Source organism: Tunturibacter empetritectus (assembly GCF_040358985.1).
Classification (GTDB): domain Bacteria; phylum Acidobacteriota; class Terriglobia; order Terriglobales; family Acidobacteriaceae; genus Edaphobacter; species Edaphobacter empetritectus.
The window spans coordinates 3,663,743-3,687,221 of record NZ_CP132932.1 but is presented as its reverse complement, the minus strand read 5'-3'; the positions used below and the strand labels follow the sequence as shown (position 1 = coordinate 3,687,221).

Here is a 23,479-nt window from a genome sequence, read left to right as displayed (position 1 = left end):
TATCGTTCGTATCCGCCGCCAGCCTTTTCCCAAATGAGAACCCATTGTTCAAGCAATAGAAAAGGCCTGCTCATCGAGCAGGCCTTTTCCGTCAACTAAAAAACTTCTAAGCCACCCCAATCACCGTGCAAAGCTCCTTCACCGAATCAGCGCTCTTCTGCAACGCGGCCTGCTCCTCCGGTGTCAGTTTGATCTCGATGATCTGCTCCAGTCCCTTAGCCCCAAGCTTGCAGGGCACGCCGACATACAAGCCTGAGATCCCATACTCACCCTGCAGATAAGCCGCGCAAGGCAGAATCTTCTTCTTGTCCTTCAGGATCGCCTCAACCATCTCTACCGCCGCAGCCGAAGGAGCATAGTAAGCCGACCCCGTCTTCAGGTGCTTCACAATCTCCGCGCCACCATTGGCCGTACGTGTCTCCAACTCCTTCAGCCGAGTCGGTTCAATCAACTCCGTAATCGGAATCCCAGCTACAGTCGAGTACCGCGACAGCGGAACCATCGTGTCGCCATGTCCGCCCAGAACAAACGCAGTTACATTCTCAACCGACACCTTCAACTCCTCAGCAATAAACGTCCGAAACCGCGCCGAATCCAGCACGCCAGCCATTCCAATCACGCGCTCACGCGGCAAGCCTGCATGTTTGAACGCCGTCTGCGCCATCGCATCCAGCGGATTCGATACCACGATGATGATCGTATTCGGCGACGCCTTGACCACTTCGCCCACAACCTTCGACATAATCCCATGATTCGTTGTCAGCAAATCATCTCGGCTCATCCCCGGCTTGCGCGCAATCCCCGCCGTAATTACCACCACATCGGAGTTCGCCGTATCCGCATAATCGTTGGTTCCGATGATGCTGCAATCGCGCTTCTCGATCGGCATCGCCTGCAGCAGATCGAGCGCCTTGCCCTGCGGCACACCCTCCACAACATCGAGCAGCACAACATCCGCAAGCTCCTTCGCCGCAATCCAATGCGCCGCCGTCGCTCCAACATTTCCCGAACCAACAATCGTTACCTTCTTCCGCATCATCTCTCCCTTATCGCGTTGCATGCCGCTCTCACTCTTTATTCTAAAGTCGACGCAGCGACTCTGCGTTCGATATCGCCCACGCTGAACGAATACCGCACAAAACCCGAAACAAAAAGACTGGGGGATGGCCCGCACACAGCGAGCCATTCCCTCCCCCTCACTTACATATTCTCGATCATGCGCGTCGCAAATTCGCTAGTCTTGGCCTTCGTCGCTCCCTGCATCCCACGTTCAAAGTCATACGTCACGAACTTCTGCCCAATCGTCTTTTCCATCGAAGACTCAATCAACCGCGCAGCCTCCGTCCAGCCAAGAAAATCAAACAGCATCACACCCGAAAGAATCACCGAACCGGGATTGATCACATCCTTATCGGCATACTTCGGCGCAGTCCCATGTGTCGCCTCAAACACAGCATATCCATCGCCGATATTGCCACCCGGCGCAATGCCCAACCCGCCTACCTGAGCCGCTGCAGCATCCGAGATGTAATCCCCGTTCAGATTCGTCGTCGCCAACACGCTGTAGTCCTCAGGCCGCAAGATAATCTGCTGAAAGATCGAATCCGCAATCCGGTCGTTGATCAAGATCTTCGTCTTCCACTTGCCAGCGCCGTGCGACGCACCGATCGAAGCCAGAACCGACTTGACCTCAGCAATCACCTCTTCGCCAAACTCTTTCGCCGCGAACTCAATACCCGGTTCAATCAGCGCAGCATTCTCCTCGGCAGTCAGCTTTGGATTCGCCTCCACGTTCCCCAGAATCCAGCTCTCCCGCTCCGTTACCGTCTGCTCGCGAAACTCCTGCGACGCAACCTCGTACCCCCACTCGCGGAACGCTCCCTCGGTGAACTTCTGGATATTCCCTTTGTGTACCAGCGTCACTGTCTTGCGTTTGTTGTCCAACGCATACTGAATCGCCGCTCGCACCAGCCGCTTCGATCCTGTAATTGAGATCGGCTTTACCCCCACACCCGAGTCCAACCGGATCTTCTTCTTGGTCCCCTTCAGCATGTCATCGTTCACAAACGCGATGAACTTCTGAGCCTCGGGCGTCCCTTCGCGAAACTCGATCCCGGCGTAGATATCCTCGGTGTTCTCGCGGAAGATCACCACATTCAGCTTCTCCGGATGCTTCACTGGACTCGGCACGCCTGCATAGTACTTCACTGGCCGGACGCACTGATAAAGATCCATCAACTGTCGCAACGCAACATTCAGGCTGCGAATCCCCCCGCCCACCGGCGTCGTCAATGGTCCTTTGATCGACACGCGAAAGTCCACCGTTGCTTTCACCGTGTCATCCGGCAACCAGTTCTTCGTCTGGCGATAAGCCTTCTCCCCTGCCAGCACCTCATACCACGCCACCGACCGCTTACCGCCATAAGCCTTTGCCACCGCAGCATCGAACACCCGCTGCGAGGCCTTCCAGATATCCCGCCCCGTTCCATCTCCTTCAATAAACGGAATAATCGGATGATCGGGAATCGTAAACTTTCCGTTGTTGTACTCGATCGCCTGCCCATTCGCCGGCACTGAAATTCCGTTGTAGCTCGTTTGCATCGTCATCGTCTCCGCAGAAGAAATCGAAGACCCACGCTACCATCCGCGCAAGACGAGTGGCAACCGGTATGCGGCATACACGTTCGTTTATCGAACCAGGTAGTAGTCCACCGTCGCAACCACGCGTACCTTCTTCATGATGCTTGCGTCCGCATCGTTCCCGCCGCTGCCACCCTCATCCCCCGCGGCCGCGCCACTCTCAGCAGCCGAGATCGAAAACACTCCCTGGTTCGCCGACCGAATCGAGCCCACCTGGCTCCCCGAGTCCGCCGCAAACCGATCCGCAGAAGCCCGCGCATTCCGTGTCGCCTCCGTAATCATGTCCGGCTTCAACGCATTCAGTCCCGTAAACTGATACCGAATCCCGCCCTGCTGCCCGTTCCCTCCGCCGACTACAATCCCCGCCTGCACCAGTTCCGCCGTCTTCTGCCCTGCCTTCGCGATCTTATCCACATCCTTCGACTGCACCGTCACCGTCTGCTCCACGATGTATCGCGGCCCCGTATTGTTCCCGCCATACTCATTCGCCAGTTTGTCCGTCACCTTGATCTGCCCCACCGAAATCTCGTTCGGCTGCACTCCCTGCACCGCAAAAAACTTCAGCACCGAGTTCTTATCCGTTTCACTCTTCGCAAACACCTGGGGCAGATCGTTCCCCGCCTCCTTGAAGCTCACCGGCCAGATGGCCGTATCCGACTTCACCGTCCGCTCCACCAGCCCCTTCACCGTCACATAACGATCCGCCAGCTTCAGGTCCTTGATCTGCGACCCCAACACCCATCCGCCCACCACCAAACCTAGCAGCAGACAAACTCCCACCATCGCCGCGGGAGCAAACAAGGAAGACCGTTCCGTATCCAAGAGAAAACCTCCATCCACACAACAGCAGCAGAATGCAGCAGCCCACTTCTCGTGTCAACGCGAAACGCAGCGATCCAAAAAGAAAAAGCCCCCGCATCATCGCGAGGGCCTCTGTCCGTAAGTCTGTCGACTTAGAAGATATTCCATAGCAGCTGGTTATAAACATCGTGATGGAACTGCACCTCAGGAGCCTTCACGATCGTCCCCAGAAGCCGCGCACAGCGATCCGCAGAAGCCTGCTTCAGATCTGCGTACCGAGCCTTCACATCCTCGCCCAGCAGCTCCGTCGTCCACTCCGCCGCACGGAAGTTCTCCAGTGCCGTGTAGACGTTGTCCGGCAGATAACGCTCCGCCTGACGCAGGTTCTTTATCTTCGCGGTATTGCCATGCAGCCCGCTCTTAAAGATCGAGTACAGCACCAGGTAAGGATTCGCATCCGGCCCGACCGATCGAACCTCCACCCGCGCCGACTTCTCGTTCCCGATCGGAATCCGAACCATCGACCCACGATCCGTTGCCGAAGCCTTGATCTGATTCGGCGCTTCAAAATGAGGATCCAGCCGGCGATACGCATTTACACTCGCATTTAGCAGTAGGCAAATATCGTTGCCATGCGTCAAAATGCGATCCGTAAACTGCCACGCCATCTTCGAGATCTTCTCCTCGCCCTTCGGATCCCAGAACAGATTCTTCCCGCCCTTGGTAATCGAGATATTCGTATGCATGCCGCTGCCATTCACCCCCACCACAGGCTTCGGCAGAAAGCTCGCCGTCATCCCCATCTGCGTCGCCACCTGTCTACAGATCAGCTTATAAAGCTGAATCTGGTCTGCAGCCGCCACGACCTCACCATAGCTGTAGTTGATCTCGAACTGTGAAGGCGCAACCTCAGGATGGTCCTTCTCATTCTCAAAACCCATCGCCCGCTGCACTTCCGCAGTAGTGTCAATAAACTCCCGCAGCGGATCGCCAGGCAGCGAGTGATAGTACCCGCCCTTATTCACATACTCGAAACTGCCCGTCTCGTGATAGCTCCGTTCCGCATCGATTCCCTCAAACAGGAACCCTTCAATCTCATTCGCCGCGTTCAGCGTGTATCCGTTCTTATCAAACAGCTCCTGCGAAAACGCCTTCAGTACTCCGCGAATATCTGCGCTGTATGTCGCGCCGTTCTTGTCGATTACCTCGCCGAACACCATCACCTTGCCTGCGCCGAATATATCCGCCGGCACCCAGTAAAACGCGCTCCAGTCGATCCCGAGCCGCAGATCGCTCTCCCGCTGCGCCGTAAATCCGCGAATCGACGAGCCATCAAAGGTCAGATTGTCATAGCTCTTCACTAGGAACTTCTTATCGTAGTCCAGCATGTGCAGACGGCCTTCAAGATCGCTGAACAGCACCGTCACCGCCTTGATCCGTCTCTCGTCGGTCAAATACTTCAACCGCTCCTCCCGAATCACATCAGCGTCAACTCGCTTCCTGCGCTGCTCCTTCGCCGCCAGGTTCAGATCCTCGAGTTCGCCATACGAAAGCTCCAGAAAATCACGAAATTCGCTCAAAATAACACTCCTTCTGCAATGAGATACACGCTGACTGCAACTGCTGGGAAAGATGTTTTTAGGTGATTGGAAGAGGATGCGCCTGACCGTAATCCGACAGCTCCACACCTCAAAACTAACAGAAAATTCACCGGCAAGAAAGCAAACTCCGCCATCCAACGCAAAGAACATCTGCGGCCGCTGCACTTCACACGCCTGAATCGTGGTCCGCATCAAACACGTCTAATCGAATGTCTGTCCGAACTCTCGGCGAAAAGGAGACCCATGCAATACAAAACTCTCGGTGACACCGGCCTTCTCGTCTCCACTCTCTGCTTCGGCACCATGACCTTCCACGGCGGCACAGGCCTCTTCCGCGCCATCGGCACCGTCGATCAGTCCGGAGCCGACGAACTCATCAAGGCCTCCGTCGACGCCGGCATCAACTTCTTCGACACCGCCGACGTCTACTCCGAAGGCGAGAGCGAAAAAGCCCTCGGCCAGTCCCTCAAAAATCTCAACACCCCCCGCCACAGCGTAGTCATCGCCACCAAGGTCTTCGGCCGCACCGGCCAGGGCCGCAACGAAGTCGGCGCCTCCCGCGGCCACATCATGGATGCTGTCGAAGCTAGCCTCCGCCGCCTCCAGACCGACCACATCGACCTCTACCAGATCCACGGCAACGACTTCATCACCCCAATCGAAGAGACCCTCCGCGCCTTGGACACGCTGGTCAATTCTGGCAAGGTCCGCTACATCGGCGTCTCCAACTGGCATGCCTGGAAGATCGCTAAAGCCCTCGGTATCTCCCAGTTCAAAAACCTCGCCCGCTTCGACACCCTCCAGGCCTACTACTCCATCGCTGGCCGCGACCTCGAACGCGATCTTGTCCCCCTGCTCGAAGCCGAGAAGACCGGCCTCCTTGTCTGGAGCCCCCTCGCCGGCGGCCTGCTCTCCGGCAAGTTCTCCCGCGACAATCAGCGCCCCGAAGGCTCCCGCCGCTCCGAGTTCGACTTCCCCCTCGTCGACAAAGAACGCACCTGGCGCATCCTCGACGTCATGGCCCCCATCGCCAAGGCCCACAACTGCAGCCCCGCACGCATCTCCCTCGCCTGGCTCCTCGCCAAGCCCGTCGTCACCTCCATCATCATCGGAGCCAAACGCCTCGACCAACTCAACGACAACCTCGCCGCCGTCGACCTCAAGCTCACCGCAGACGAACTCAAGCAGCTCGACGAAGTCAGCGCTCTGCCGCCCGAATACCCCGGCTGGATGCTCCCCTTCCAAAACGTCAACCGCCTCGAGCCCATAGCCCGCACCGTCCCAGTCACGCCAAAGAACTAGCCCCAAGAGGACACCGGCAGAAAGTCAGCGTCCTCCCGCAACCAAAGCCGGGCACCGGTGCCAAGCGTTGGGTGCCCCATTCATGCAGTCTCATCGCCGGGTGCCCCATATCTCGATTCTGAGATGTGGGCATTCGCGCCCCGCGCGAACCGCATTCCTTGGAGGCGTCAATCACCCAAAGATTAGCCTCTTGCAAATAACCCGTTCTCTGGCCGCAGACAACCTCACCTCGCCCAACAAACGCCTATAAACTTAGATCAGGATCATCATGACGACAACGAACAAGACAACCCCCAACAAACGCATCGGCCTCATTCAGATGTCCTGCGTCCCCGACACCGCAGCCAACCTCGACAAAGCAGCCGACCGTGTCCGCGAAGCCGCCCGCGCCGGAGCTAACGTCATCTGCCTCCCCGAGCTCTTCCGCGCCCAATACTTCTGCCAGCGCGAAGAGCACGCCCTCTTCGACACCGCCGAGTCCATCCCCGGCCCCTCCACCGAGCGCCTCTGCGCCGTCGCCAAAGAAGAGAAAGTAGTCGTCATCGCGTCTCTGTTCGAGCGCCGCGCCTCCGGTCTCTACCACAACACCGCCGCGATCCTCGAAACCGACGGCAGCATCAAGGGCATCTACCGCAAGATGCACATCCCCGACGACCCGCTCTACTACGAAAAGTTCTACTTCACCCCCGGCGACCTGGGCTTCAAAGCCATGAAGACCACCCAGGGGGACATCGGCACCCTCGTCTGCTGGGACCAGTGGTACCCCGAAGCCGCCCGCGAGACCGCCCTCCGCGGAGCCAACACCCTCTTCTACCCCACCGCCATCGGCTGGCACCCCTCCGAGAAAGCCGAGTACGGCGACGCCCAGTACTCCGCCTGGCAGACCACCCAGCGCGCCCACGCCATATCGAACGGAGTCTTCGTCGGTGCCGTCAACCGCGTAGGCCACGAGCACGGCGACGTCATTCACAACGGTGTCGAGATGGTTGGCCCCGGCGACCACACCCCGCAATCCGGCCTAGAATTCTGGGGTGGCAGCTTCATCGCCGATCCCTTCGGCCGTCTCATCGCGCAAGCCAGCCACGACAAAGAAGAGATTCTCATCGCCGAGATCGACCTCAAGCTCCAGGAAGACACTCGCCGCAACTGGCCCTTCCTCCGCGACCGCCGCATCGACGCCTACAACGGCATCACCAGCCGCTTCATCGACTAGATCCGCAGCCGACAAGCCCTCGGGACATACAGAGTGTTAGCACGCTGCGTTACGGCGCAGGCGTAAGACCGTGCCGTAACATCACCTGCGCAAGCGCGGCAGGATCAGGCGGCCCACCCACTGCGGAATTGGCAATCGCAGCGATCTCGCGGAAGTACGCCGGCCCCAGAATCCCCGGACTCACAATCGCAAGCACCTTGGCATCGACCGCCTCAAAGTTGTCAAAGCGATGAACCACTCCCCGAGGAATGCAGAGAGCTTCGCCTCGACGAACGTCCCTCCGCTCCCCATCTACCGTGAGACTCAGCACACCCTCAATTCCGTAGATCGTCTCTTCATAAGCGTCATGCCGGTGAGCGATCGGCACCTTCGCTCCACAGTTCAAATACCGCAACCGAACCGCCCGAGGAACCGCCCTCGACCAGAAATCGGATTGCAAGTTGTCCGATCCTAATCTCTTCCCGACCCATCACCATCAACTAGTCCTCTCCATCACGACTGATAAATTGCTCATCGTGCCGTCTTGTAAGTTGCATCATCATACCCTGCAGAATGCCAAACGACCGCACCGTAGGCCCTCGCGGACGTTCCAGTAACTCCCGTTACAATCTGACAATCATCCAAGGAGCCAGAATGCTTCCACGCATCGTTCTGTCCCTCGCACTCCTCGCTGCCTCTCCTGCCTTCGCCCAAACCACAAGCCCACATCCCCGCCGGCATCCCCCACTGGATCAAGCTCACCCCCGGCACCACGACCACCTACCTGGTCTTCAAAGAAAAGTAGTCCCTCCTCTTTCACACCGCAAACAGACTGCAACAAAACCCCGTTACACTTAAAAGGACATGTCGCAGACACCCGCCCATCAGCACTACCGCATGCCCGCCGAGTGGTCCCCTCACGCCGCCACCTGGATCGCGTGGCCTCACAACGCCGAAGACTGGCCCGGCAAATTCCAACCCATCCCCTTGGTCTACTCAGAGATCGTCCGCCACCTGTCTGGAGTGGAGGATGTGCACATCCTCGTCAACGACCTCGCCGCCGAGCGCCGCGCCACCAACCTCCTCCGCCGCGCCGGAGCCAACCTCGCCCGCCTCCACTTCCACCACTGGCCCACCGACCGCGTCTGGCTCCGCGATTCTGGCCCCATCTTTGTAAAAAAGATGGCTGAAGGCTCCATCAAGAAGAGTACCGAAGCCTCCACCAGACACCCGCAAGGCGAGCTAGCCATCACCAACTGGCACTTCAACGCCTGGGCCAAGTACGACAACTGGCATCGCGACGACCAGATCCCCAGCCACGTCGCCCAGCTCTACAACATGCCCCAGTCGCAACCCGAGACCATCAACTACATCGGCCACCCGCACCGCCTCGTCCTCGAAGGCGGCAGCATCGACACCAACGGCGCCGGCCTCCTCCTCACCACCGAAGAGTGTCTCCTCTCCGAGATCCAGCAACGCAACCCCGGCCTCGGCACAGAAGCCGAAACGCGCGCCCGCCTCGAGCAAGCCTTCCACGACTACCTCGGCATCGAAAAAGTTCTCTGGCTCCACAAAGGCTGCGCAGGCGACGACACCCACGGCCACGTCGACGACATCACCCGCTTCGTCGGCGAGAACAAAATCCTCACCGCCGTCGAGCCCAACACCCACGACGAAAATCATCTCCCCCTCGCCGAAAACCTCGACCGCCTGCGCAGCTTCCGCAATCTCGACAACCAGCCCTTCGAGATCGTCGAACTCCCCATGCCCGCCCCCGTCACCTTCGAGGGCCAGCGCCTCCCCGCCAGCTACGCCAACTTCTACATCGCCAATGGCCTCGTCCTGGTCCCCACCTTCAACGACCCCAACGACCGCCACGCCCTCAACATCCTTTCCGACTGCTTCCCCGACCGCGATATCATCGGCATCCACGCCGTCGACCTCGTCTGGGGCCTCGGCACCCTCCACTGCCTCAGCCAACAGGAACCTGCATGAAATGCGGTGTCTGTCCTCTTCGTTCACTTTGACAGTCAACAAATTTCGTACCCTGAAGAATTAAGCATCAACAGAAACCAGTCCGGTAAACTCAATAGAAGGAGATCATGATGCTTCCAGTAAAAGAAGCAGTAAAAGTCTCGTTTGCAACATTCGGAGAGCTCTTTCCAAGCCAAAGTATCAAAGATGTGCGGCTTGAAGAGGTGCGACTAGATGACTCGGAAAAGAACTGGGAAGTAACTGTATCTTTCAGAAATCCGGATTTTGAGGATGAGATAGCTACTAAAAAGTCCGAGCCAGTTGGTATTAACACAGTCTTCGGTTCTGATAACACCAGAGTGCCGATGCGTCATTACAAAACTATAACCATCAATGCCGAAATTGGGTCACTAGTTGGCATAAGGAATGAATGGGACCTGATGTAAGTTTCCCAATCCAAAACTCTCGCAACAAAATTGTCGTACTCGACACGAATCTCCTGCTACTGGCTATCAGTGCACGGGTTGGGCTACACCGTTTTGGATCGTTCAGTCGAGTCAATGCATTCACAGCAGAAGACGCGAAATTGCTTTCATGGATCGTGAGTCAGTTCAAAGCTGTTGCGACAACGGCTTACGTTCTTGCTGAAGTCAGCAACTTAGCGAATAAATTAACCGGAAGTTTACGGTCAGATTGGTTTCTACAGCTGCAGGCTTATGCGTTTATCACGATCGAATCACACGTGCCTATTCAAACTATTGGCAAGAAAGCTGAGACCGTGAGGTTCGGTGTCACAGATTCCGCTCTTAGTCACCTCTCGAACAATCACACAATTCTGACCGCTGAGTTCCGCTTGTCAGGATATCTAGAAAGTATCGGTCGCGAAGTTCTCAATTTCAATCATCTCCGCCGGTTCAATCGCTGAGATAGACCTTTGTAATCGCAATATCTCCTATAGAAATTTCGGGTCAATCGATGTCATCTAAGTTGAAATCCACCGGCGAACAGGTCATCCAACCCTATCGGGCCGCCCTCGAAACCTACATCGCCACTAACGCGAACCCAACCCACAAGTTCGGCCATCAGCCACGTCTCTACGCCCTCACCCAACAAATCGGACAAGCCCTCACCTACGACGACGACGTAGTCTTCGCCGCCGTATGGCTCCACGACCTCGGCGTCTTCATAGGCCACCGCCCTGAAGATGCGGCAGCCCTCAAGACCTGGGACCACGTCGCCTACATCATAGAAAGAGCCCCCGCCATCCTTACCGAAGCCGGCTTCCCCGCAGAAAAAATCCCCGCCGTCCTCGAAGTCATCCGCACCCACCAGCCCCAAGACACTCCCCTCACCCTCGAAGCCACCATCGCCCGTGACGCCGACATCCTCGAGCAGTTAGGTGCCATCGGCATCACCCGCACCCTCGCCAAACTCGGCAGCGACACCCGCTTCTGCACCTTCACCGATGCCCTCCACGCCCTCAAAAAACAACTCACCACCCTCCCCGATCAGCTTAAACTCGACACCTCCCGAGCCCTCGCCATACCCCGCTTTCACATCATGCAATCCTTCCTCGATGCCCTCGAATCCGAAGCCGGCCCAAATCTCTACTAGGCGCATTCAGCTCAAAGCAAAGCTAAACTAGCCTCCGATGACCTCCAGCGCAAACGACGACGTAGTCTACCTCCGCCAGGCCCTCACCGAAGCCACCGACGCCGAAGCCAACGGCGAAGTCCCTGTCGGCGCCATCATCGTTCACGGAGACAAGATCATCGGCCGCGCCCAGAACCGTGTCCTCCGCGACTCAGACCCCACCGCCCACGCCGAGATCGTCGCCCTCCGCCATGCCGGCCTTCACCTTCGCAACTATCGCCTCGCAGACTGCACCCTCTACGTCACCCTTGAGCCGTGTGCCATGTGCGCCGGAGCCATCCTCCACGCGCGCATCAGCCGCCTCGTCTACGCCGCACCCGACCCCAAAGCCGGAGCCTGCGGCAGCGTCCTGTCCGTCATGAACCACCCCCGGCTCAACCACAAAGTCGAAGTCACCCCCAACCTCCTCGCCGAAGAGTGCGGCACACTCCTTACAACATTTTTCCGTAAACGCCGCCAGGAAAAGTCCCAAGCTCGCATCCTACAGAACGAAGCAGCGACCGGCCAAAGCGATGCAGCGGCCGAAAGAACACCGTGGGAGACAATCATGGCGACAAAGAAGAAGTGGTCCGCAGACGTAGACACCGACTCAACCCATCCCGACGAGGGCCTCTTCAAGAAGAACGCCTCTGCTATAGCCAAGGCCCTCGCCACGAAAAAGGTCTCGCCAAAGGGCCCCGCCTCCGGCATGCAGATGTTGAACTTCTACATCAATCGTGCCGGTAAAAACTTATCGAAGGAACGCCACGCCGAACTGGAAAAAGCCAAAACGCTGCTCTCGGAGATCATCGCAAAAGAAAAACCCACATCCGAAGAGCCATCAAAAAAAGCCGCAAAAAAGAAAGCTCCGAAGAAGGCCACAAAGAAGGTTACAAACAAAACCACGAAGGAAGCTTCCGCAAAAAAGAGCTCTCCCGCAAAGTCATCTGCAAAAAAATCCACAAAAAAATAGGAGCCTTCCATGTCAGGTCGTCTCACAGGCAAAGTAGCCATAGTCACCGGCTCAGGCTCCGGTATCGGCCAGGCCATCGCCATCCGCTTCGCCGCCGAGGGCGCCTCTGTCGTCGTAGACTACCGCAACCACATCGACCAGGCCCAGAAGACGGCCTCCAAAGCAGAAGCCGCCGGCGGCAAAGCCATCCTCGTCCAGGCCGACGTCTCCCTCCTCGCCGACACGCAGAACCTCGTCGACCAGGCCTACACCCAACTAGGCCGCTGCGACATCCTCGTCAATAACGCCGGCATCGAGAAGGAAGCCGCCTTCTGGGACGTCACCGAAGCCGACTACGACGCCGTCCTCAACGTCAACCTCAAGGGCGCATTCTTCCTAACCCAGGCCTTCGCCCGCCGCCTTCGCGACGCCAAACTCCCCGGCCGCATTGTCAATATCTCCTCCGTCCACGAGGACATGGTCTTCCCCAACTTCTCCACCTACTGCGCCTCCAAGGGCGGCATGCGCATGTTGATGCGCGACCTCTCCGTCGAACTCGGCCCCCTCAACATCACCGTCAACAACATCGCCCCCGGCGCCATCTCTACCCCAATCAACACCAAGCTCATGGAAGACAAACCCAAGCTGGACGCCCTCCTCGCCAACATCCCGCTAGGCCGCATGGGCACGCCCGAAGAGGTCGCCGGCATCGCTCTCTTCCTCGCCTCCGACGACGCCGCCTACGTCACCGGTTCCACCTACTTCGTCGATGGCGGCCTGATCCGCAACTACCACGAGCAATAAAGTCAATCCCAACCAACGGGAGGAACAACACCGCAGCGATCAGCAAGAAAAGATATACCCGCCACGAAGTGGCCGCGTCGCGCGCAGCGAGCCCGTCCGGCAGGACAACCGGGTTCTAGTGCGTAGCGTAATAAGCAGTCAGGTCGGTGTTAGGACGCTGCAACTCAAACCCACGAAGCATAGTAATAATCTGCCCGCGATGGAAGCTCGAATGATTGATCGCATGAAGAACAATCTGCCAGCGAGGCACGCAGAAGACAGCATCGTCGGGCAGGACCGTGCAAAGCTCAAACGTTAGGTCCTCTTCTGAAGCACCATCAAGCCATCGGCGATAACCCTCCCAAAGCCCGGGCCACGATTGAACCAGAGACTCGAACGAGTGTTCAGGAGCCGGCCCCAAGGGCAGACGGCCTTTGCCTACCGCGACCAACCGGTCAAGCCAAACCCTCTCCGCATCGTGGCTATGCCGAAATGTCTGCAGAAGACTCGAGTGCGAAAACCCCAAATCGCGGGCAAGCTCCTCCTCCGTAAGCGACGAGCAGGCCTCCAGCACCTGTCGGGTAGCCCAGGCGGAGTAGCCCGTATGCGCCAGCAGAAGCTCTCTGAGATGCGAGGTTGGCATCCCAGAATTGTAATTTAGCCCCAATGCGGCATTTGCCACCCAACAGGTAAAATAAAGCTCTATGGATCTCACCGTCTACTCTGCCTCCTGGTGCCGCGACTGTCGCGAAGCCAAGCGCTTCCTCAACACCCACAACATCCCTTACAAAGAGATCGACATCGAGAACACCCCCGGCGCCGCCGACCTCGTCATCGCCAACGTGGGCAAGCGCGCCATCCCCCAGTTCGTCATCGACGGCAAGTGGGTCCAGCCCTACCGTCCCGGCGAAGGCTTCCTCCACGACGAAATGGCCGACCTCCTAGGCGTCACCCAGCCCTAACTCGGCCAATCTTTAAACCGCTTTATACAACTCTCGATGTTGTCATTCTGAGCGAAGCGAAGAATCCCCGCATTTGCCGGTCGTTCCAATGAACTTTTCACTACTTGATAGTTCGTGAACAATAGCCACGCGCAACACTGAAGGAAACAACATGATCGCCCGCTACACACGCCCCGAGCTAGGCCGCATCTGGTCCGACGCCAACAAATATCAGTGCTGGCTCACCGTAGAAGTAGCCGCCTCCCAGGCACTCGCCAAATTCGGCCTCGTCCCCCAGTCCGCCGCCGACACCATCCTCGACAAGGGCGCCTTCACCGTCGACCGCATCAACGAGATCGAAGCCGAAGTCCGTCACGACGTCATCGCCTTCACCACCACCGTCGCCGAGCACATCGCCGACCCCGAAGCCTCCCGCTGGCTCCACTACGGCCTCACCAGCACCGACGTCGTCGACACCGCACAATCCCTTCAACTCAAAGAAGCCTCCGCCATCATTCGCGCCGGCATCGTAGCTCTCTCCGACACCCTCAAAAAACGCGCTATAGAGTTCAAGCACACCCCCATCATCGGCCGCACCCACGGCATCCACGCCGAACCCAGCACCTTCGGCCTCAAGCTGCTCCTCTGGTACTCCGAGATGCAGCGCAACCTCACCCGCTTCGACGCCGCCGCCGAAGATCTCCGCGTCGGCAAGCTCTCCGGAGCCGTCGGCACCTTCGGCCACCTCAAGCCCGAGCACGAGGAAGCAATTTGTAACCAACTCGGTCTCAAACCCGTAGCCATCGCTACTCAAGTCGTCCAGCGCGACCGCCACGCCGCCTACATCTCAACCCTCGCCGTCCTCGCCAGCACGCTCGACAAAATAGCCACCGAGATCCGCCACCTCCAGCGCACCGAGGTCCGCGAGGCAGAAGAGTTCTTCAGCGAAAAACAAAAAGGCTCCAGCGCCATGCCCCACAAGCGCAACCCCATCACCAGCGAGCAGATCTCAGGCCTCGCCCGAGTCATCCGCGCGAACGCACAAACCGCCTTTGAAAACGTCGCCCTCTGGCACGAGCGCGACATCTCCCACTCCTCCGCCGAGCGCGTCATCCTCCCCGACTCCACCATCCTCGCCGACTACCTCCTCGCCAAAACCGAAAACCTCATCGCCAAGCTCCTCGTCTACCCCGCCCGCATGCTGAAGAACCTCGAGTCCACCGGCGGCCTCATCTTCTCCGGCCAACTCTTGCTCGACCTCGCCGAATCCGGCATGTCCCGCGAAGACGCCTACCGCCTCGTGCAAGGCCACGCCATGAACTCATGGAAGAACGACCTCACCTTTCGCGACGAGATCGCCAAAGTCCCCGAGATCACCAGCCGTCTCTCCCCCGAAAAACTCGCCCGCGCCTTCGACTACAACCGCCAACTGGCAAACGTCGACGCCATCTTCGCCAGAGCCCTTAACGAATAGACCGCATCATCGGCCACGCGCAAGATTTGCAGCTCAGCAGGAAGCTGCTCTTGCCCTGCGAGCTTTTTATGAATGACATCATCATTGCGCGATTCTTTTGTTTGTCCTTCCACAAACGAATTACAGACCTGCCTCTAACCCAGGCCGCTCTCAGCCGTCTAATCCATAGGTCTGAATGGGTAACACTCACCTTAAGTCGACCACTTAAAACCCACCACCGGATGCGCCGCACCCTGTTCTGAGAACTTGCCACCATCACCAGCAAAAGCTCTTCTCGAGCGAGGACCGATGAACGGTTGCACCTTCTATGTAATAGCGCTTCTGGCCCTGCTCGGCTCATCCTGCTCTTACTCGCAGAATTTGGCTAAAAACGTACCCTTGCCAGACTCCCCCGGCTCACTCCTGCAAACCCCGTCAGCAAATATTCAGGCCGATGGATACAAGGGCACAGCCCAGATCAACGGAGCCGTTGAGGACGTTCAGGGTGTCCCCGTATCCAACGCCACCATTGTTCTCAACGCACCGGGCAAGCTCGGCAAGCGCACAACCACCTCCGGCAGCGACGGCACCTTCACCTTCACCGCCCTCCCTGCAGGCGAGTTCCGCCTCCTCATTACCGCGCCCGGCCTCGATCCCTACACCTCACCCGAGTTCTCCGTATTATCCGGCGCCATCGTTGAGCTACCCAAAGCCACCCTGAAGCTCTCCACCAGCTCGTCGATCAACGTCTACGCCACGTCGGACCAGATCGCTCAAGAGCAGGTCCACGAGCAGGAGAAGCAGCGCGTCTTAGCCGTCTTTCCAAACTTCTACACCAGCTACATCTGGGACGCCGAACCAATGTCCTCCCGCCAAAAATACAGCCTTGCCGTGCGCAGCATCGTTGATCCGGTCAACCTCATCGCTAACGGAGCAGTCGCCGGTTTCGAACAGCTCAACAACTCCTTCTCCGGTTACGGGTCCGGCATCGAAGGCTACGGAAAACGCTTCGGCGCCGCCGTGGCCGATGACGCATCCAGCCGCCTCATCGGCAGCGCCATCCTGCCCTCCCTGCTCCACCAGGACCCGCGCTACTTCTACCAGGGAACCGGCGGTTTTCGCTCCCGCTCCCGTCACGCAGTCTTCTCCACCTTCCGCACCCGTGGCGACGACGGCCTCCAGCACTTCAACTACTCCCGCATCATCGGAAGCCTCTCCGCCGGAGCCATCTCTAACGCCTACTACCCCGCCTCCGATCGTGGCGCAGGTCTCACGTTCCGAAACTTCGGAATCACCATCGGCGGAACCGCCGCCGACAACCTCATCCGCGAGTTCGTCCTCCGCAGCCTGGTACCGTCCGTCCCCGCCTACGCCAACGGAAAATCTACACCGTAAGGCCACATCCAGCGCCGCCAATCCTGAACCCACCCGTCCCACCCCAGCCCGCATCCTGTCGCTTCCCCTGCGACAGCTCCGGCCACCTTCCTGCATAATCGGCCAAGAGGATCTCCCGTGGTCAAGACTTCTCTTCGCCTATTCATCCGCTGCATCGCCACCCTTGTTCTATCCGTCCTGCCCGTAGCCGCCCAGAACCCCGACTACGACCAGCCCTACCGCCCGCAAGTCCACTTCTCCCCCGAAGAGCACTGGACCAACGACCCCAACGGCCTCGTCTTTTACCAGGGCGAGTACCACCTCTTCTTCCAGTACAACCCCTTCGGCGACCAGTGGGGACACATGAGCTGGGGCCACGCCGTCAGCACCGACCTCCTCCACTGGCACGAGCTTCCCGTCGCCATCCCCGAGCACGACAACACCATGATCTTCACCGGCAGTGTCGTTGTCGATCGCCAGAACACCAGCGGCCTCTGCACTCACGGCGACTGCCTCGTCGCCATCTACACCGGACACACCCAAACATCAGAAGGCATCCGCCAAACCCAAAACCTCGCCGTCAGCCTCGATAAAGGCCGCAACTGGGCGCAGTACCCCGGCAACCCTGTCCTCGATCTCCACCTTGCCGACTTTCGCGACCCTAGCGTCAGTTGGGATCCCATCGCACACCATTGGGTCATGGCCGTCTCCCTGCCCAAAGAACATAAGATCCGCTTCTACTCCTCCGCCGACCTCAAACAGTGGACACAGCTCAGCGACTTCGGCCCCACCGGCGACGTCAACGGCGATTGGGAGTGCCCCGACCTCATTCACATCCCCTCCTCCAACAGTGCAAAGAGCATCTGGGCCCTCAAAGTAGGCCTCAATCCTGGCGCCCCGCAGGGCGGCTCCGGCGAGCAGTACTTCCTCGGCGACTTCGACGGCAAATCCTTCCATCAGTCCCGTCTCCGCGGCTCCCAGGGCTGGACCAACTACGGAAAAGACGACTACTGCGCCATCAGCTTCAACGGCCTGCCCAAAGATCAGAAGCCAGTCCTCCTCGGATGGATGAGCAACTGGCAGTACGCTGCAAAGATTCCCACCACGCCCTGGCGAGGACAGATGAGCCTCCCCCGCCATCTCTCCTACGTTAGCGACGCCGCAGGCCTCGCCCTCAAACAGGAGCCCATCGTCGCTCCCCTCCGAGGAAAAAACTACGAGATCTCCGCCCTCTCCACCAACACCTCCACCCTCTACGGCAGCGGCCACACGCTCCAGCCTCCCTTCGAGATCCGGCTCAACTTCGGCCATCCCGTCGAACCCATCTTCGGCCTCAAGATCTTCTCCGACCAGCAACATTGGATCGAAGTAGCCTTCGACACCAACAAAAAAGAGTTCTACATCGACCGCACCCACTCAGGCGCAGCCATCAGTCCGGACTTCCCCACCCGCACCAAAGCGCCGCTCGTCACCACTCGCCCCTACGACCTCACCCTCATCGTCGACCGGTCCTCCGTCGAAGCCTTCGCCCAGGACGGCACCATCGCCATGACCGACCTGGTCTTCCCCGTCTCTAACAACCTTCAGATCCAGATCTTCCCCGACGACGCCAAGCCAATCCAAAGCGAGGGACAACTCTGGGAGCTCAAATCAATCTGGTAGTCGCTCCCGCGATCTTGTTACGATTCGAAGGCAAGCCTCGCCGATCGGAGCCCTTCATGAAGAAAGCAGTCCTCGCCCTGTTCGCAAGCGTCCTGTTGACCGGCAGCGCCATCGCAGCCCAACCATCAGACGTGATGGTATCCATCCGCCAGTTCGTTGACGGCTTCAACAGCGGCGACACCCATTCGGCGTTCGCAGCCTACGAAGACGGCGACATCACCATCATCGACGAGTTCGCTCCTCACCGCTGGACCGGCCCCCGCGCCGCGCACGAATGGGCCGCCGACTACGAAAAGCACGCAGCAGCCACAGGCATCACCGACGGCATCGTCAAATACAGCGCCCCCACACGCACCGAAATCGAAGACGACCTCGCCTACGTCATTATCCCTACCGTCTATCTCTACAAGCAGAACGGCCAACCTTTTGCCGAGGAAGGCCAGGCAACCTTCATCCTCCACGCAGGGCCGGCCGGCTGGAAGATCCGCAGTTGGACATGGACCGGCGTCAAGCCCCACCCCGCAAAGTAACTCCGCCAGCAACGCCGCAGTTGGAAAGTTTGTCTTTGCCTTTGTTTGTAATTCCCGAAGGGAATCTGCGTTTGCAGTCTCTCTGCATCGCCAGGCAAATTGCGATAAAAAACCACGCATACGCCACATCTCCGTAACGCATGCGCCGTGACACCGAAGCCATGCCCTGTTCGAAAACCATCAGCCCGTTATACGATCTTTCTATGAGTGATTTCATTCCAAAAGCAGCCGAAGTCAAGACCCGCGGGCTAAGCCCGAAGGCACAGAAGCTCCAGGCCGCACGCGAAAAGGCGGCGGCTCAGGCAAAGGGCGGAGACAAAACCCTCGCCGGATCATCGACCGTCTCCGTCAAGGCGAAGGACTCCTTCGCCGGAACCAAAAAAACAACCTTCCAGCGCAAAGCTGTCTAGCAACGTGACGCCGGTCGTTCGGCAATCTTCAACCCGGACCGGCGTCTCAAGCATCCAGCGAATAACCCACTGCGAATCGCCCCACACGCAAACGTCATCCAATCGAAGTCAGCGGCCTGACCGAAAGGACCACTCATGTCCCGCACGGCCCTCATCGCCGGAGTCACCGGCATCGTAGGAAACAACCTCGCGCGACAACTGCTCGCCAACGGGTGGGAAGTTCACGGCCTCGCCCGGCACTCTGCGAATAACATCGAAGGCGTAAACTTCATCGCCGCCGATCTCCTCGATCCCACAGCCCTGCGAGCGTCGCTCGCTAACCTGAAGCCTTCGCATGTCTTCCTCACCACCTGGCTCCGCCAACCCACCGAAACCGAAAACATTCGCATCAACTCCGCGATGGTGCGCAACCTCCTCGAAGCAGTCGCGCCCGTTGAATCCGTCCGCCACGTAGCTCTAGTCACCGGTCTTAAGCACTACCTCGGCCCATTCGAGGCCTACGGCAAAGGCAAGCTCCCCGCCACACCCTTCCGCGAAGAACAGCCCCGTCTTGATATCGAAAACTTCTACTACGCACAAGAAGATGAGGTCTTCGCCGCAGCGGAGCGACAGAACTTCAGTTGGACAATCCACCGGCCCCACACCATCATCGGCTACGCTCTCGGCAACGCCATGAACATGGGCGTAACCCTCGCCGTCTACGCCAACATCTGCCGCGAGACCGGCCGCCCCTTCCTCTTCCCCGGCTCCGCAACCCAATGGAACAGCCTCACCGACATGACTGACGCAAGACTCCTCGCCCGCCATCTCGAGTGGGCCTCCACAACCGCCGTCGCGCACGACCACGCCTTCAACGTGGTCAACGGAGACGTCTTTCGCTGGAACTGGATGTGGCCTCGCCTCGCCACCTGGTTCGGCATCGAATCCGCCCCCTTCCCCGGCCACGCCACGCCACTCGAGCAACAGTTAGCCGGTGCCGAAGAGATCTGGAGCAACATCGCAAAATCCCACAACCTCATCGAGCCCAACCTCCACAACCTCGCCTCCGCCTGGCACACCGACGCCGACCTCGGCCGCCCCATCGAAGTCGTCACCGACATGAGCAAGAGCCGCAAGTTCGGCTTCCTCGACTACCAACCCACCGACGAAAGCTTCTTCGACCTCTTCACCCGCCTTCGCCACGAGCGCATCATCCCTTAGAATCTCCCACGCAGTGGTCTTTGATGCCACAACACTACTTGCCTGTTCAACAAAAAATGCTGCGATAACATTGAAAGCCATGGCCAATATCTGGAATGAAACTACGAAACAAGCTCGCTCCATGCCACTGGGATGGAGTGGCCTTCGTGATTTCCAGCGATCCCCACATGACTTCCGGCCTTTTACTACTTGGTATGTTCGTGTCTGCTCATTCACATTCCGCTTTACAAATATCCAGCAACTGGAAACCTGTCTCGAATTCTTCAAGCAAAAAACGCGAGCATCTAGCCGCATACCGTATAGAGATTTGAAGCCTTATGTCGACGCGGGCTTGCGTGGCTGGGAGGTCCAACGTTGGTTCGACCGCTTACCGATGTACTTACTTGAAGAACCGAAACGACAGAAAGTTGTTGCAGCACTAGCTTTGGCAAACAAGCGTTGGTTAGCGAGCCTTTCGTGACAGAATCATGACTAGCGCCGCTTCCCTCGTCCAAATCGTAGACACCGCCATAGCCGACGCCTATCGTCGCGGAGGCCATCATCTCGTCTGCCACCCCGGCTGCTCCCAATGCTGCATCGGCGTCTTCCCCATCGCGCACGAAGACGCAGCACGCCTACGCGAAGGACTCGCCACTCTCGAACAAACCGACCCAGAAAAATTCCGCCGCATCCAACAACGAGTAGCCGACTCCCTGACCCGCCTAGACCCTTGGTTCCCCGGCGACCTCACCACTGGCATCCTCAACGAGGACCACGAAGTCGCCATCCTCTTCGAAGAGTTCGCCAACGACGAACCCTGCCCCGTCCTCGATCTCACCACCGGCACCTGCGACCTCTACGAGCACCGCCCCATCCTCTGCCGCACCTTCGGCCCACCCATGCGCAGCGAAGGCGACAACGGCGAAGTCAACCTCGCCACCTGCGAGCTCTGCTTCATCCACGCCACCACCGAAGAGATCGCCGCCTGCGAACTCGACCCCACCATCCCCGCGCATGAAGAAGCCAGCAACCAAGCTTACAACGCCACTCACAACCTCCACGGCCAAACCCTCATCGCCTACGCCCTGCGCCCCTGAACGACTCCCTCAAACGAAACCCTCAAACCCACCAAACTCGTCATCTCGACCGAAGCCATGCAGTTTTATCGCATGGCGAAGTGGAGAGACCCCCGCATCTCGTCTTTGCTTTATCCGTCATGCAAGTATGCGCAGACTAGGTACCTTCCACCTCATCGGCGATAATCATTCTGTGCCACAGCCCCTACACACCGAAGCCCCAACTAACATCACCCTCGCCATCACCGGAGCCAGCGGCAGCATCTACGCCGCCGAGCTCCTTCGCGCCTTGGCAGCCGACGACCGCGTCACTAAGATCAACTTCGTAGCCTCCGACAGCGCCCTCCGCGTCTTCGCCGAAGAGCTCAACCTCAGCGGCCGCAACGACCTCGCAGAAAAGCTCCTCGGCGCCCCCTGCCCCAAACTCCAGCAACACGCCGAAACCGACATCGCAGCCAACATCGCCAGCGGCAGCTACCCCACGGCCGCCATGATCGTCCTTCCCTGCTCCATGGGCACCCTCGCCTCCATCGCCAACGGCCTCGCGCAAAACCTCATCCACCGCGCCGCCGACGTCTGCCTCAAAGAAAACCGCCCCCTCATCCTCTGCATCCGCGAAACACCCTTCAACCGCATCCACATCCGCAACATGCAGCTAGCCTCCGACGCCGGAGCCACCATCTTCCCTGCCATCCCCACCCTCTATAACCACCCTCAAAGCACACAGGAGATGGCCCGCAACTTCATCCACCGAGTCCTCGCCCACATAGGCCTGTCCCAACCCAACGCCTATCAGTGGCAACCCGACTAATGTCCTGCCGGACGGCCTCCTGCGCGGAGAGCGGTCACTTCGTGACCCGTATACCGGTCACGGCAGGATGAGCCTCGACGGTTCTCCCGTTGGTCGAAATCAAATCTCTCTCCCTACCAACGGGAGGACCACGCGAAGCTCTAAAAAGGCGTGCGAACGCCCGCCCCACGCGAAGTGGGCCCGTCCGGCAGGACACAATCCTCTAAATCAATACCCCGCAGCAAACGTCCTACCACCCCCACGCATAGGCGGCTGCGACCGCAAAAACTCTACCGTCCCCTCAAGCACCGGCTTAGCGCACTCCGCAGGAGCCAGATGACCGCATCCCCCAACCACATCCAGCACCGACTGCGGGACTTCCCGATGAATCGCCTCGCCCGACGCCAGCGGAATCAACTCATCCTGCGCGCCCCACACAATCAACATCGGCTGCGAAATACCATGCAGCCGAAAGTCCAGCAGATCGCGCCCACCAATCATTGAAGCCGTACTCCGATTCACCACCCACGCATTCCCCTGCAGCTTCCGCACCATCGCCTTCGCCGCAAAGTCCGGAATTGCCCGAGGCTTCGGCGTAAGTATCGCGATCAGCCTCCTCACCCCCGCCGGATCGCTCGGAGTAAACAACTCCGGCCCAAACGTAGCCGGAAAATACAGCCCCGCACTGTCATACACAATCAGCCGGTCAACCATCTCCGGATGATCCAGCGCAAGCTTCATCGCCACCCATCCACCCATCGACCATCCACCAACATCGGCCCGCGAAACATGCACCGCCTGCATAAACGTCGCCACCGTCTGCTCCTCGAGCGAGATCGAGTAACTCACATCCGGCTTAGACGATCTGCCATATCCCAGCAGATCCGGCACATACACATGAAATCCCTGCGCCGCCAGCGATGGAATCATCGCCCCCCAATCTTCCCCCCGAGCACCCAGCCCATGCACCAACACCAGCGGAGTCCCATCCGCAGCCCCAGCCTCAAAGTAATGAAGCCTATACCCCCCGGCTTCGACATACTCGCTCTTCACCCCCTGCCGCCACAGATGAAAGCGCGTATGCTGATCCGCAAACCACAGCGGATACCGGTAAAAGGCCAGCCCAACCGCCGCCCCCAAAAGCAAAACAACAGCCACAACGCGCAGTGCAAGCTTCATAGCCGAGT

The 23,479-nt window shown here is 58.8% G+C and carries 25 protein-coding genes; 18 read left to right on the top strand and 7 right to left on the bottom strand.

Going from position 1 to position 23,479, the window contains the following annotated elements:
• Window positions 1–106 precede the first annotated feature (106 nt).
• The 4 genes from mdh to RBB75_RS15220 form a co-directional block, all read right to left on the bottom strand.
• Window positions 107–1,036 carry a malate dehydrogenase gene (gene mdh, locus RBB75_RS15235; protein WP_179638811.1) on the bottom strand — a complete coding sequence of 310 codons (930 nt, stop codon included), beginning with the start codon at window positions 1,034–1,036 and terminating at the stop codon, window positions 107–109.
• 164 nt (window positions 1,037–1,200) lie between these two features.
• Window positions 1,201–2,601 carry an NADP-dependent isocitrate dehydrogenase gene (locus tag RBB75_RS15230; RefSeq protein WP_179638810.1) on the bottom strand — a complete coding sequence of 467 codons (1,401 nt, stop codon included), beginning with the start codon at window positions 2,599–2,601 and terminating at the stop codon, window positions 1,201–1,203.
• An 87-nt stretch (window positions 2,602–2,688) separates the two neighbouring features.
• On the bottom strand, window positions 2,689–3,462 hold the full coding sequence (locus tag RBB75_RS15225) for an SIMPL domain-containing protein (RefSeq protein ID WP_257030879.1): 774 nt from the start codon (window positions 3,460–3,462) through the stop codon (window positions 2,689–2,691).
• 131 nt (window positions 3,463–3,593) lie between these two features.
• A complete protein-coding gene (locus RBB75_RS15220) occupies window positions 3,594–5,024 on the bottom strand; it encodes a glutamine synthetase family protein (protein ID WP_179638808.1) in 1,431 nt (476 codons plus the stop codon).
• A gap of 261 nt (window positions 5,025–5,285) precedes the next feature.
• Here RBB75_RS15220 and RBB75_RS15215 point away from each other — a divergent pair, with 261 nt between their 5' ends.
• Together RBB75_RS15215 and RBB75_RS15210 are read left to right on the top strand one after the other, a co-directional pair.
• A complete protein-coding gene (locus RBB75_RS15215; RefSeq protein WP_353068559.1) occupies window positions 5,286–6,344 on the top strand; it encodes an aldo/keto reductase in 1,059 nt (352 codons plus the stop codon).
• Window positions 6,345–6,612: 268 nt separating this feature from the next.
• A complete protein-coding gene (locus tag RBB75_RS15210) occupies window positions 6,613–7,557 on the top strand; it encodes a carbon-nitrogen hydrolase (protein ID WP_353068558.1) in 945 nt (314 codons plus the stop codon).
• A gap of 49 nt (window positions 7,558–7,606) precedes the next feature.
• Here RBB75_RS15210 and RBB75_RS15205 read toward each other — a convergent pair whose 3' ends face one another.
• A complete protein-coding gene (locus tag RBB75_RS15205; protein WP_353068557.1) occupies window positions 7,607–7,924 on the bottom strand; it encodes a cupin domain-containing protein in 318 nt (105 codons plus the stop codon).
• A gap of 476 nt (window positions 7,925–8,400) precedes the next feature.
• On the opposite strand from RBB75_RS15205, the gene RBB75_RS15200 reads away from it, so the two are divergent.
• From RBB75_RS15200 to RBB75_RS15175, 6 genes are all read left to right on the top strand, one after another.
• The gene (locus RBB75_RS15200) at window positions 8,401–9,531 is read left to right on the top strand and encodes an agmatine deiminase family protein (RefSeq protein ID WP_179637566.1); all 1,131 of its coding nucleotides are present in this window, start codon (window positions 8,401–8,403) and stop codon (window positions 9,529–9,531) included.
• A 107-nt stretch (window positions 9,532–9,638) separates the two neighbouring features.
• Window positions 9,639–9,956: a hypothetical protein gene (locus tag RBB75_RS15195; protein WP_179637565.1), complete on the top strand. Its 318-nt coding sequence runs from the start codon at window positions 9,639–9,641 to the stop codon at window positions 9,954–9,956.
• The gene (locus RBB75_RS15190; RefSeq protein ID WP_179637564.1) at window positions 9,941–10,435 is read left to right on the top strand and encodes a hypothetical protein; all 495 of its coding nucleotides are present in this window, start codon (window positions 9,941–9,943) and stop codon (window positions 10,433–10,435) included. Before RBB75_RS15195 ends, RBB75_RS15190 begins: the two co-directional genes overlap by 16 nt.
• A gap of 50 nt (window positions 10,436–10,485) precedes the next feature.
• Window positions 10,486–11,124, top strand: a complete 639-nt coding sequence (locus RBB75_RS15185) for an HD domain-containing protein (RefSeq protein WP_179637563.1) — start codon at window positions 10,486–10,488, stop codon at window positions 11,122–11,124.
• A gap of 37 nt (window positions 11,125–11,161) precedes the next feature.
• Window positions 11,162–12,115, top strand: coding sequence for a tRNA adenosine(34) deaminase TadA (gene tadA, locus RBB75_RS15180; RefSeq protein ID WP_353068556.1), 954 nt, complete (start codon window positions 11,162–11,164; stop codon window positions 12,113–12,115).
• Window positions 12,116–12,124: 9 nt separating this feature from the next.
• Window positions 12,125–12,898, top strand: a complete 774-nt coding sequence (locus RBB75_RS15175; RefSeq protein ID WP_353068555.1) for an SDR family NAD(P)-dependent oxidoreductase — start codon at window positions 12,125–12,127, stop codon at window positions 12,896–12,898.
• 115 nt (window positions 12,899–13,013) lie between these two features.
• Here RBB75_RS15175 and RBB75_RS15170 read toward each other — a convergent pair whose 3' ends face one another.
• Window positions 13,014–13,520: a DinB family protein gene (locus RBB75_RS15170; RefSeq protein WP_179637560.1), complete on the bottom strand. Its 507-nt coding sequence runs from the start codon at window positions 13,518–13,520 to the stop codon at window positions 13,014–13,016.
• A 61-nt stretch (window positions 13,521–13,581) separates the two neighbouring features.
• On the opposite strand from RBB75_RS15170, the gene RBB75_RS15165 reads away from it, so the two are divergent.
• The 10 genes from RBB75_RS15165 (at window position 13,582) to RBB75_RS15120 (ending at window position 22,313) form a co-directional block, all read left to right on the top strand.
• The gene (locus tag RBB75_RS15165) at window positions 13,582–13,839 is read left to right on the top strand and encodes a glutaredoxin family protein (protein WP_179637559.1); all 258 of its coding nucleotides are present in this window, start codon (window positions 13,582–13,584) and stop codon (window positions 13,837–13,839) included.
• Window positions 13,840–13,990: 151 nt separating this feature from the next.
• Window positions 13,991–15,292 (top strand): adenylosuccinate lyase, encoded by a 1,302-nt coding sequence (purB, locus tag RBB75_RS15160; protein WP_179637558.1) that lies wholly within the window; start codon window positions 13,991–13,993, stop codon window positions 15,290–15,292.
• 378 nt (window positions 15,293–15,670) lie between these two features.
• A complete protein-coding gene (locus RBB75_RS15155; RefSeq protein WP_218884503.1) occupies window positions 15,671–16,666 on the top strand; it encodes a carboxypeptidase-like regulatory domain-containing protein in 996 nt (331 codons plus the stop codon).
• Window positions 16,667–16,783: 117 nt separating this feature from the next.
• Entirely contained in the window at window positions 16,784–18,307 is a 1,524-nt protein-coding gene (locus tag RBB75_RS15150; RefSeq protein WP_353068554.1) for a glycoside hydrolase family 32 protein, read from the top strand.
• Between the two features lie 56 nt (window positions 18,308–18,363).
• On the top strand, window positions 18,364–18,837 hold the full coding sequence (locus RBB75_RS15145) for a hypothetical protein (RefSeq protein ID WP_353068553.1): 474 nt from the start codon (window positions 18,364–18,366) through the stop codon (window positions 18,835–18,837).
• 203 nt (window positions 18,838–19,040) lie between these two features.
• Window positions 19,041–19,247, top strand: coding sequence for a hypothetical protein (locus RBB75_RS15140; protein ID WP_179637555.1), 207 nt, complete (start codon window positions 19,041–19,043; stop codon window positions 19,245–19,247).
• Window positions 19,248–19,382: 135 nt separating this feature from the next.
• Window positions 19,383–20,447 carry an SDR family oxidoreductase gene (locus tag RBB75_RS15135; protein WP_179637554.1) on the top strand — a complete coding sequence of 355 codons (1,065 nt, stop codon included), beginning with the start codon at window positions 19,383–19,385 and terminating at the stop codon, window positions 20,445–20,447.
• A gap of 13 nt (window positions 20,448–20,460) precedes the next feature.
• Window positions 20,461–20,907 (top strand): hypothetical protein, encoded by a 447-nt coding sequence (locus tag RBB75_RS15130; protein ID WP_179637553.1) that lies wholly within the window; start codon window positions 20,461–20,463, stop codon window positions 20,905–20,907.
• Window positions 20,908–20,914: 7 nt separating this feature from the next.
• Window positions 20,915–21,523 (top strand): YkgJ family cysteine cluster protein, encoded by a 609-nt coding sequence (locus RBB75_RS15125; RefSeq protein ID WP_353068552.1) that lies wholly within the window; start codon window positions 20,915–20,917, stop codon window positions 21,521–21,523.
• A 127-nt stretch (window positions 21,524–21,650) separates the two neighbouring features.
• Entirely contained in the window at window positions 21,651–22,313 is a 663-nt protein-coding gene (locus RBB75_RS15120; protein ID WP_179637551.1) for a UbiX family flavin prenyltransferase, read from the top strand.
• A gap of 207 nt (window positions 22,314–22,520) precedes the next feature.
• Here the strand turns inward: RBB75_RS15120 and RBB75_RS15115 are convergent, their stop codons facing one another.
• Window positions 22,521–23,471, bottom strand: a complete 951-nt coding sequence (locus RBB75_RS15115) for an alpha/beta fold hydrolase (protein ID WP_179637550.1) — start codon at window positions 23,469–23,471, stop codon at window positions 22,521–22,523.
• Between the last annotated feature and the right edge of the window lie 8 nt (window positions 23,472–23,479).

Excerpts from the sequence above, each read along its gene's own strand:
- mdh (WP_179638811.1), bottom strand. The coding sequence starts at position 1,036 with ATGCGGAAGAAGGTAACGATTGTTGGTTCGGGAAATGTTGGAGCGACG.
- RBB75_RS15230 (WP_179638810.1), bottom strand. The coding sequence starts at position 2,601 with ATGCAAACGAGCTACAACGGAATTTCAGTGCCGGCGAATGGGCAGGCG.
- RBB75_RS15215 (WP_353068559.1), top strand. The coding sequence starts at position 5,286 with ATGCAATACAAAACTCTCGGTGACACCGGCCTTCTCGTCTCCACTCTC.
- RBB75_RS15210 (WP_353068558.1), top strand. The coding sequence starts at position 6,613 with ATGACGACAACGAACAAGACAACCCCCAACAAACGCATCGGCCTCATT.
- RBB75_RS15200 (WP_179637566.1), top strand. The coding sequence starts at position 8,401 with ATGTCGCAGACACCCGCCCATCAGCACTACCGCATGCCCGCCGAGTGG.
- RBB75_RS15195 (WP_179637565.1), top strand. The coding sequence starts at position 9,639 with ATGATGCTTCCAGTAAAAGAAGCAGTAAAAGTCTCGTTTGCAACATTC.
- RBB75_RS15190 (WP_179637564.1), top strand. The coding sequence starts at position 9,941 with ATGGGACCTGATGTAAGTTTCCCAATCCAAAACTCTCGCAACAAAATT.
- RBB75_RS15185 (WP_179637563.1), top strand. The coding sequence starts at position 10,486 with ATGTCATCTAAGTTGAAATCCACCGGCGAACAGGTCATCCAACCCTAT.
- tadA (WP_353068556.1), top strand. The coding sequence starts at position 11,162 with ATGACCTCCAGCGCAAACGACGACGTAGTCTACCTCCGCCAGGCCCTC.
- RBB75_RS15175 (WP_353068555.1), top strand. The coding sequence starts at position 12,125 with ATGTCAGGTCGTCTCACAGGCAAAGTAGCCATAGTCACCGGCTCAGGC.
- RBB75_RS15170 (WP_179637560.1), bottom strand. The coding sequence starts at position 13,520 with ATGCCAACCTCGCATCTCAGAGAGCTTCTGCTGGCGCATACGGGCTAC.
- RBB75_RS15165 (WP_179637559.1), top strand. The coding sequence starts at position 13,582 with ATGGATCTCACCGTCTACTCTGCCTCCTGGTGCCGCGACTGTCGCGAA.
- purB (WP_179637558.1), top strand. The coding sequence starts at position 13,991 with ATGATCGCCCGCTACACACGCCCCGAGCTAGGCCGCATCTGGTCCGAC.
- RBB75_RS15145 (WP_353068553.1), top strand. The coding sequence starts at position 18,364 with ATGAAGAAAGCAGTCCTCGCCCTGTTCGCAAGCGTCCTGTTGACCGGC.
- RBB75_RS15140 (WP_179637555.1), top strand. The coding sequence starts at position 19,041 with ATGAGTGATTTCATTCCAAAAGCAGCCGAAGTCAAGACCCGCGGGCTA.
- RBB75_RS15135 (WP_179637554.1), top strand. The coding sequence starts at position 19,383 with ATGTCCCGCACGGCCCTCATCGCCGGAGTCACCGGCATCGTAGGAAAC.
- RBB75_RS15125 (WP_353068552.1), top strand. The coding sequence starts at position 20,915 with ATGACTAGCGCCGCTTCCCTCGTCCAAATCGTAGACACCGCCATAGCC.
- RBB75_RS15120 (WP_179637551.1), top strand. The coding sequence starts at position 21,651 with ATGCGCAGACTAGGTACCTTCCACCTCATCGGCGATAATCATTCTGTG.
- RBB75_RS15115 (WP_179637550.1), bottom strand. The coding sequence starts at position 23,471 with ATGAAGCTTGCACTGCGCGTTGTGGCTGTTGTTTTGCTTTTGGGGGCG.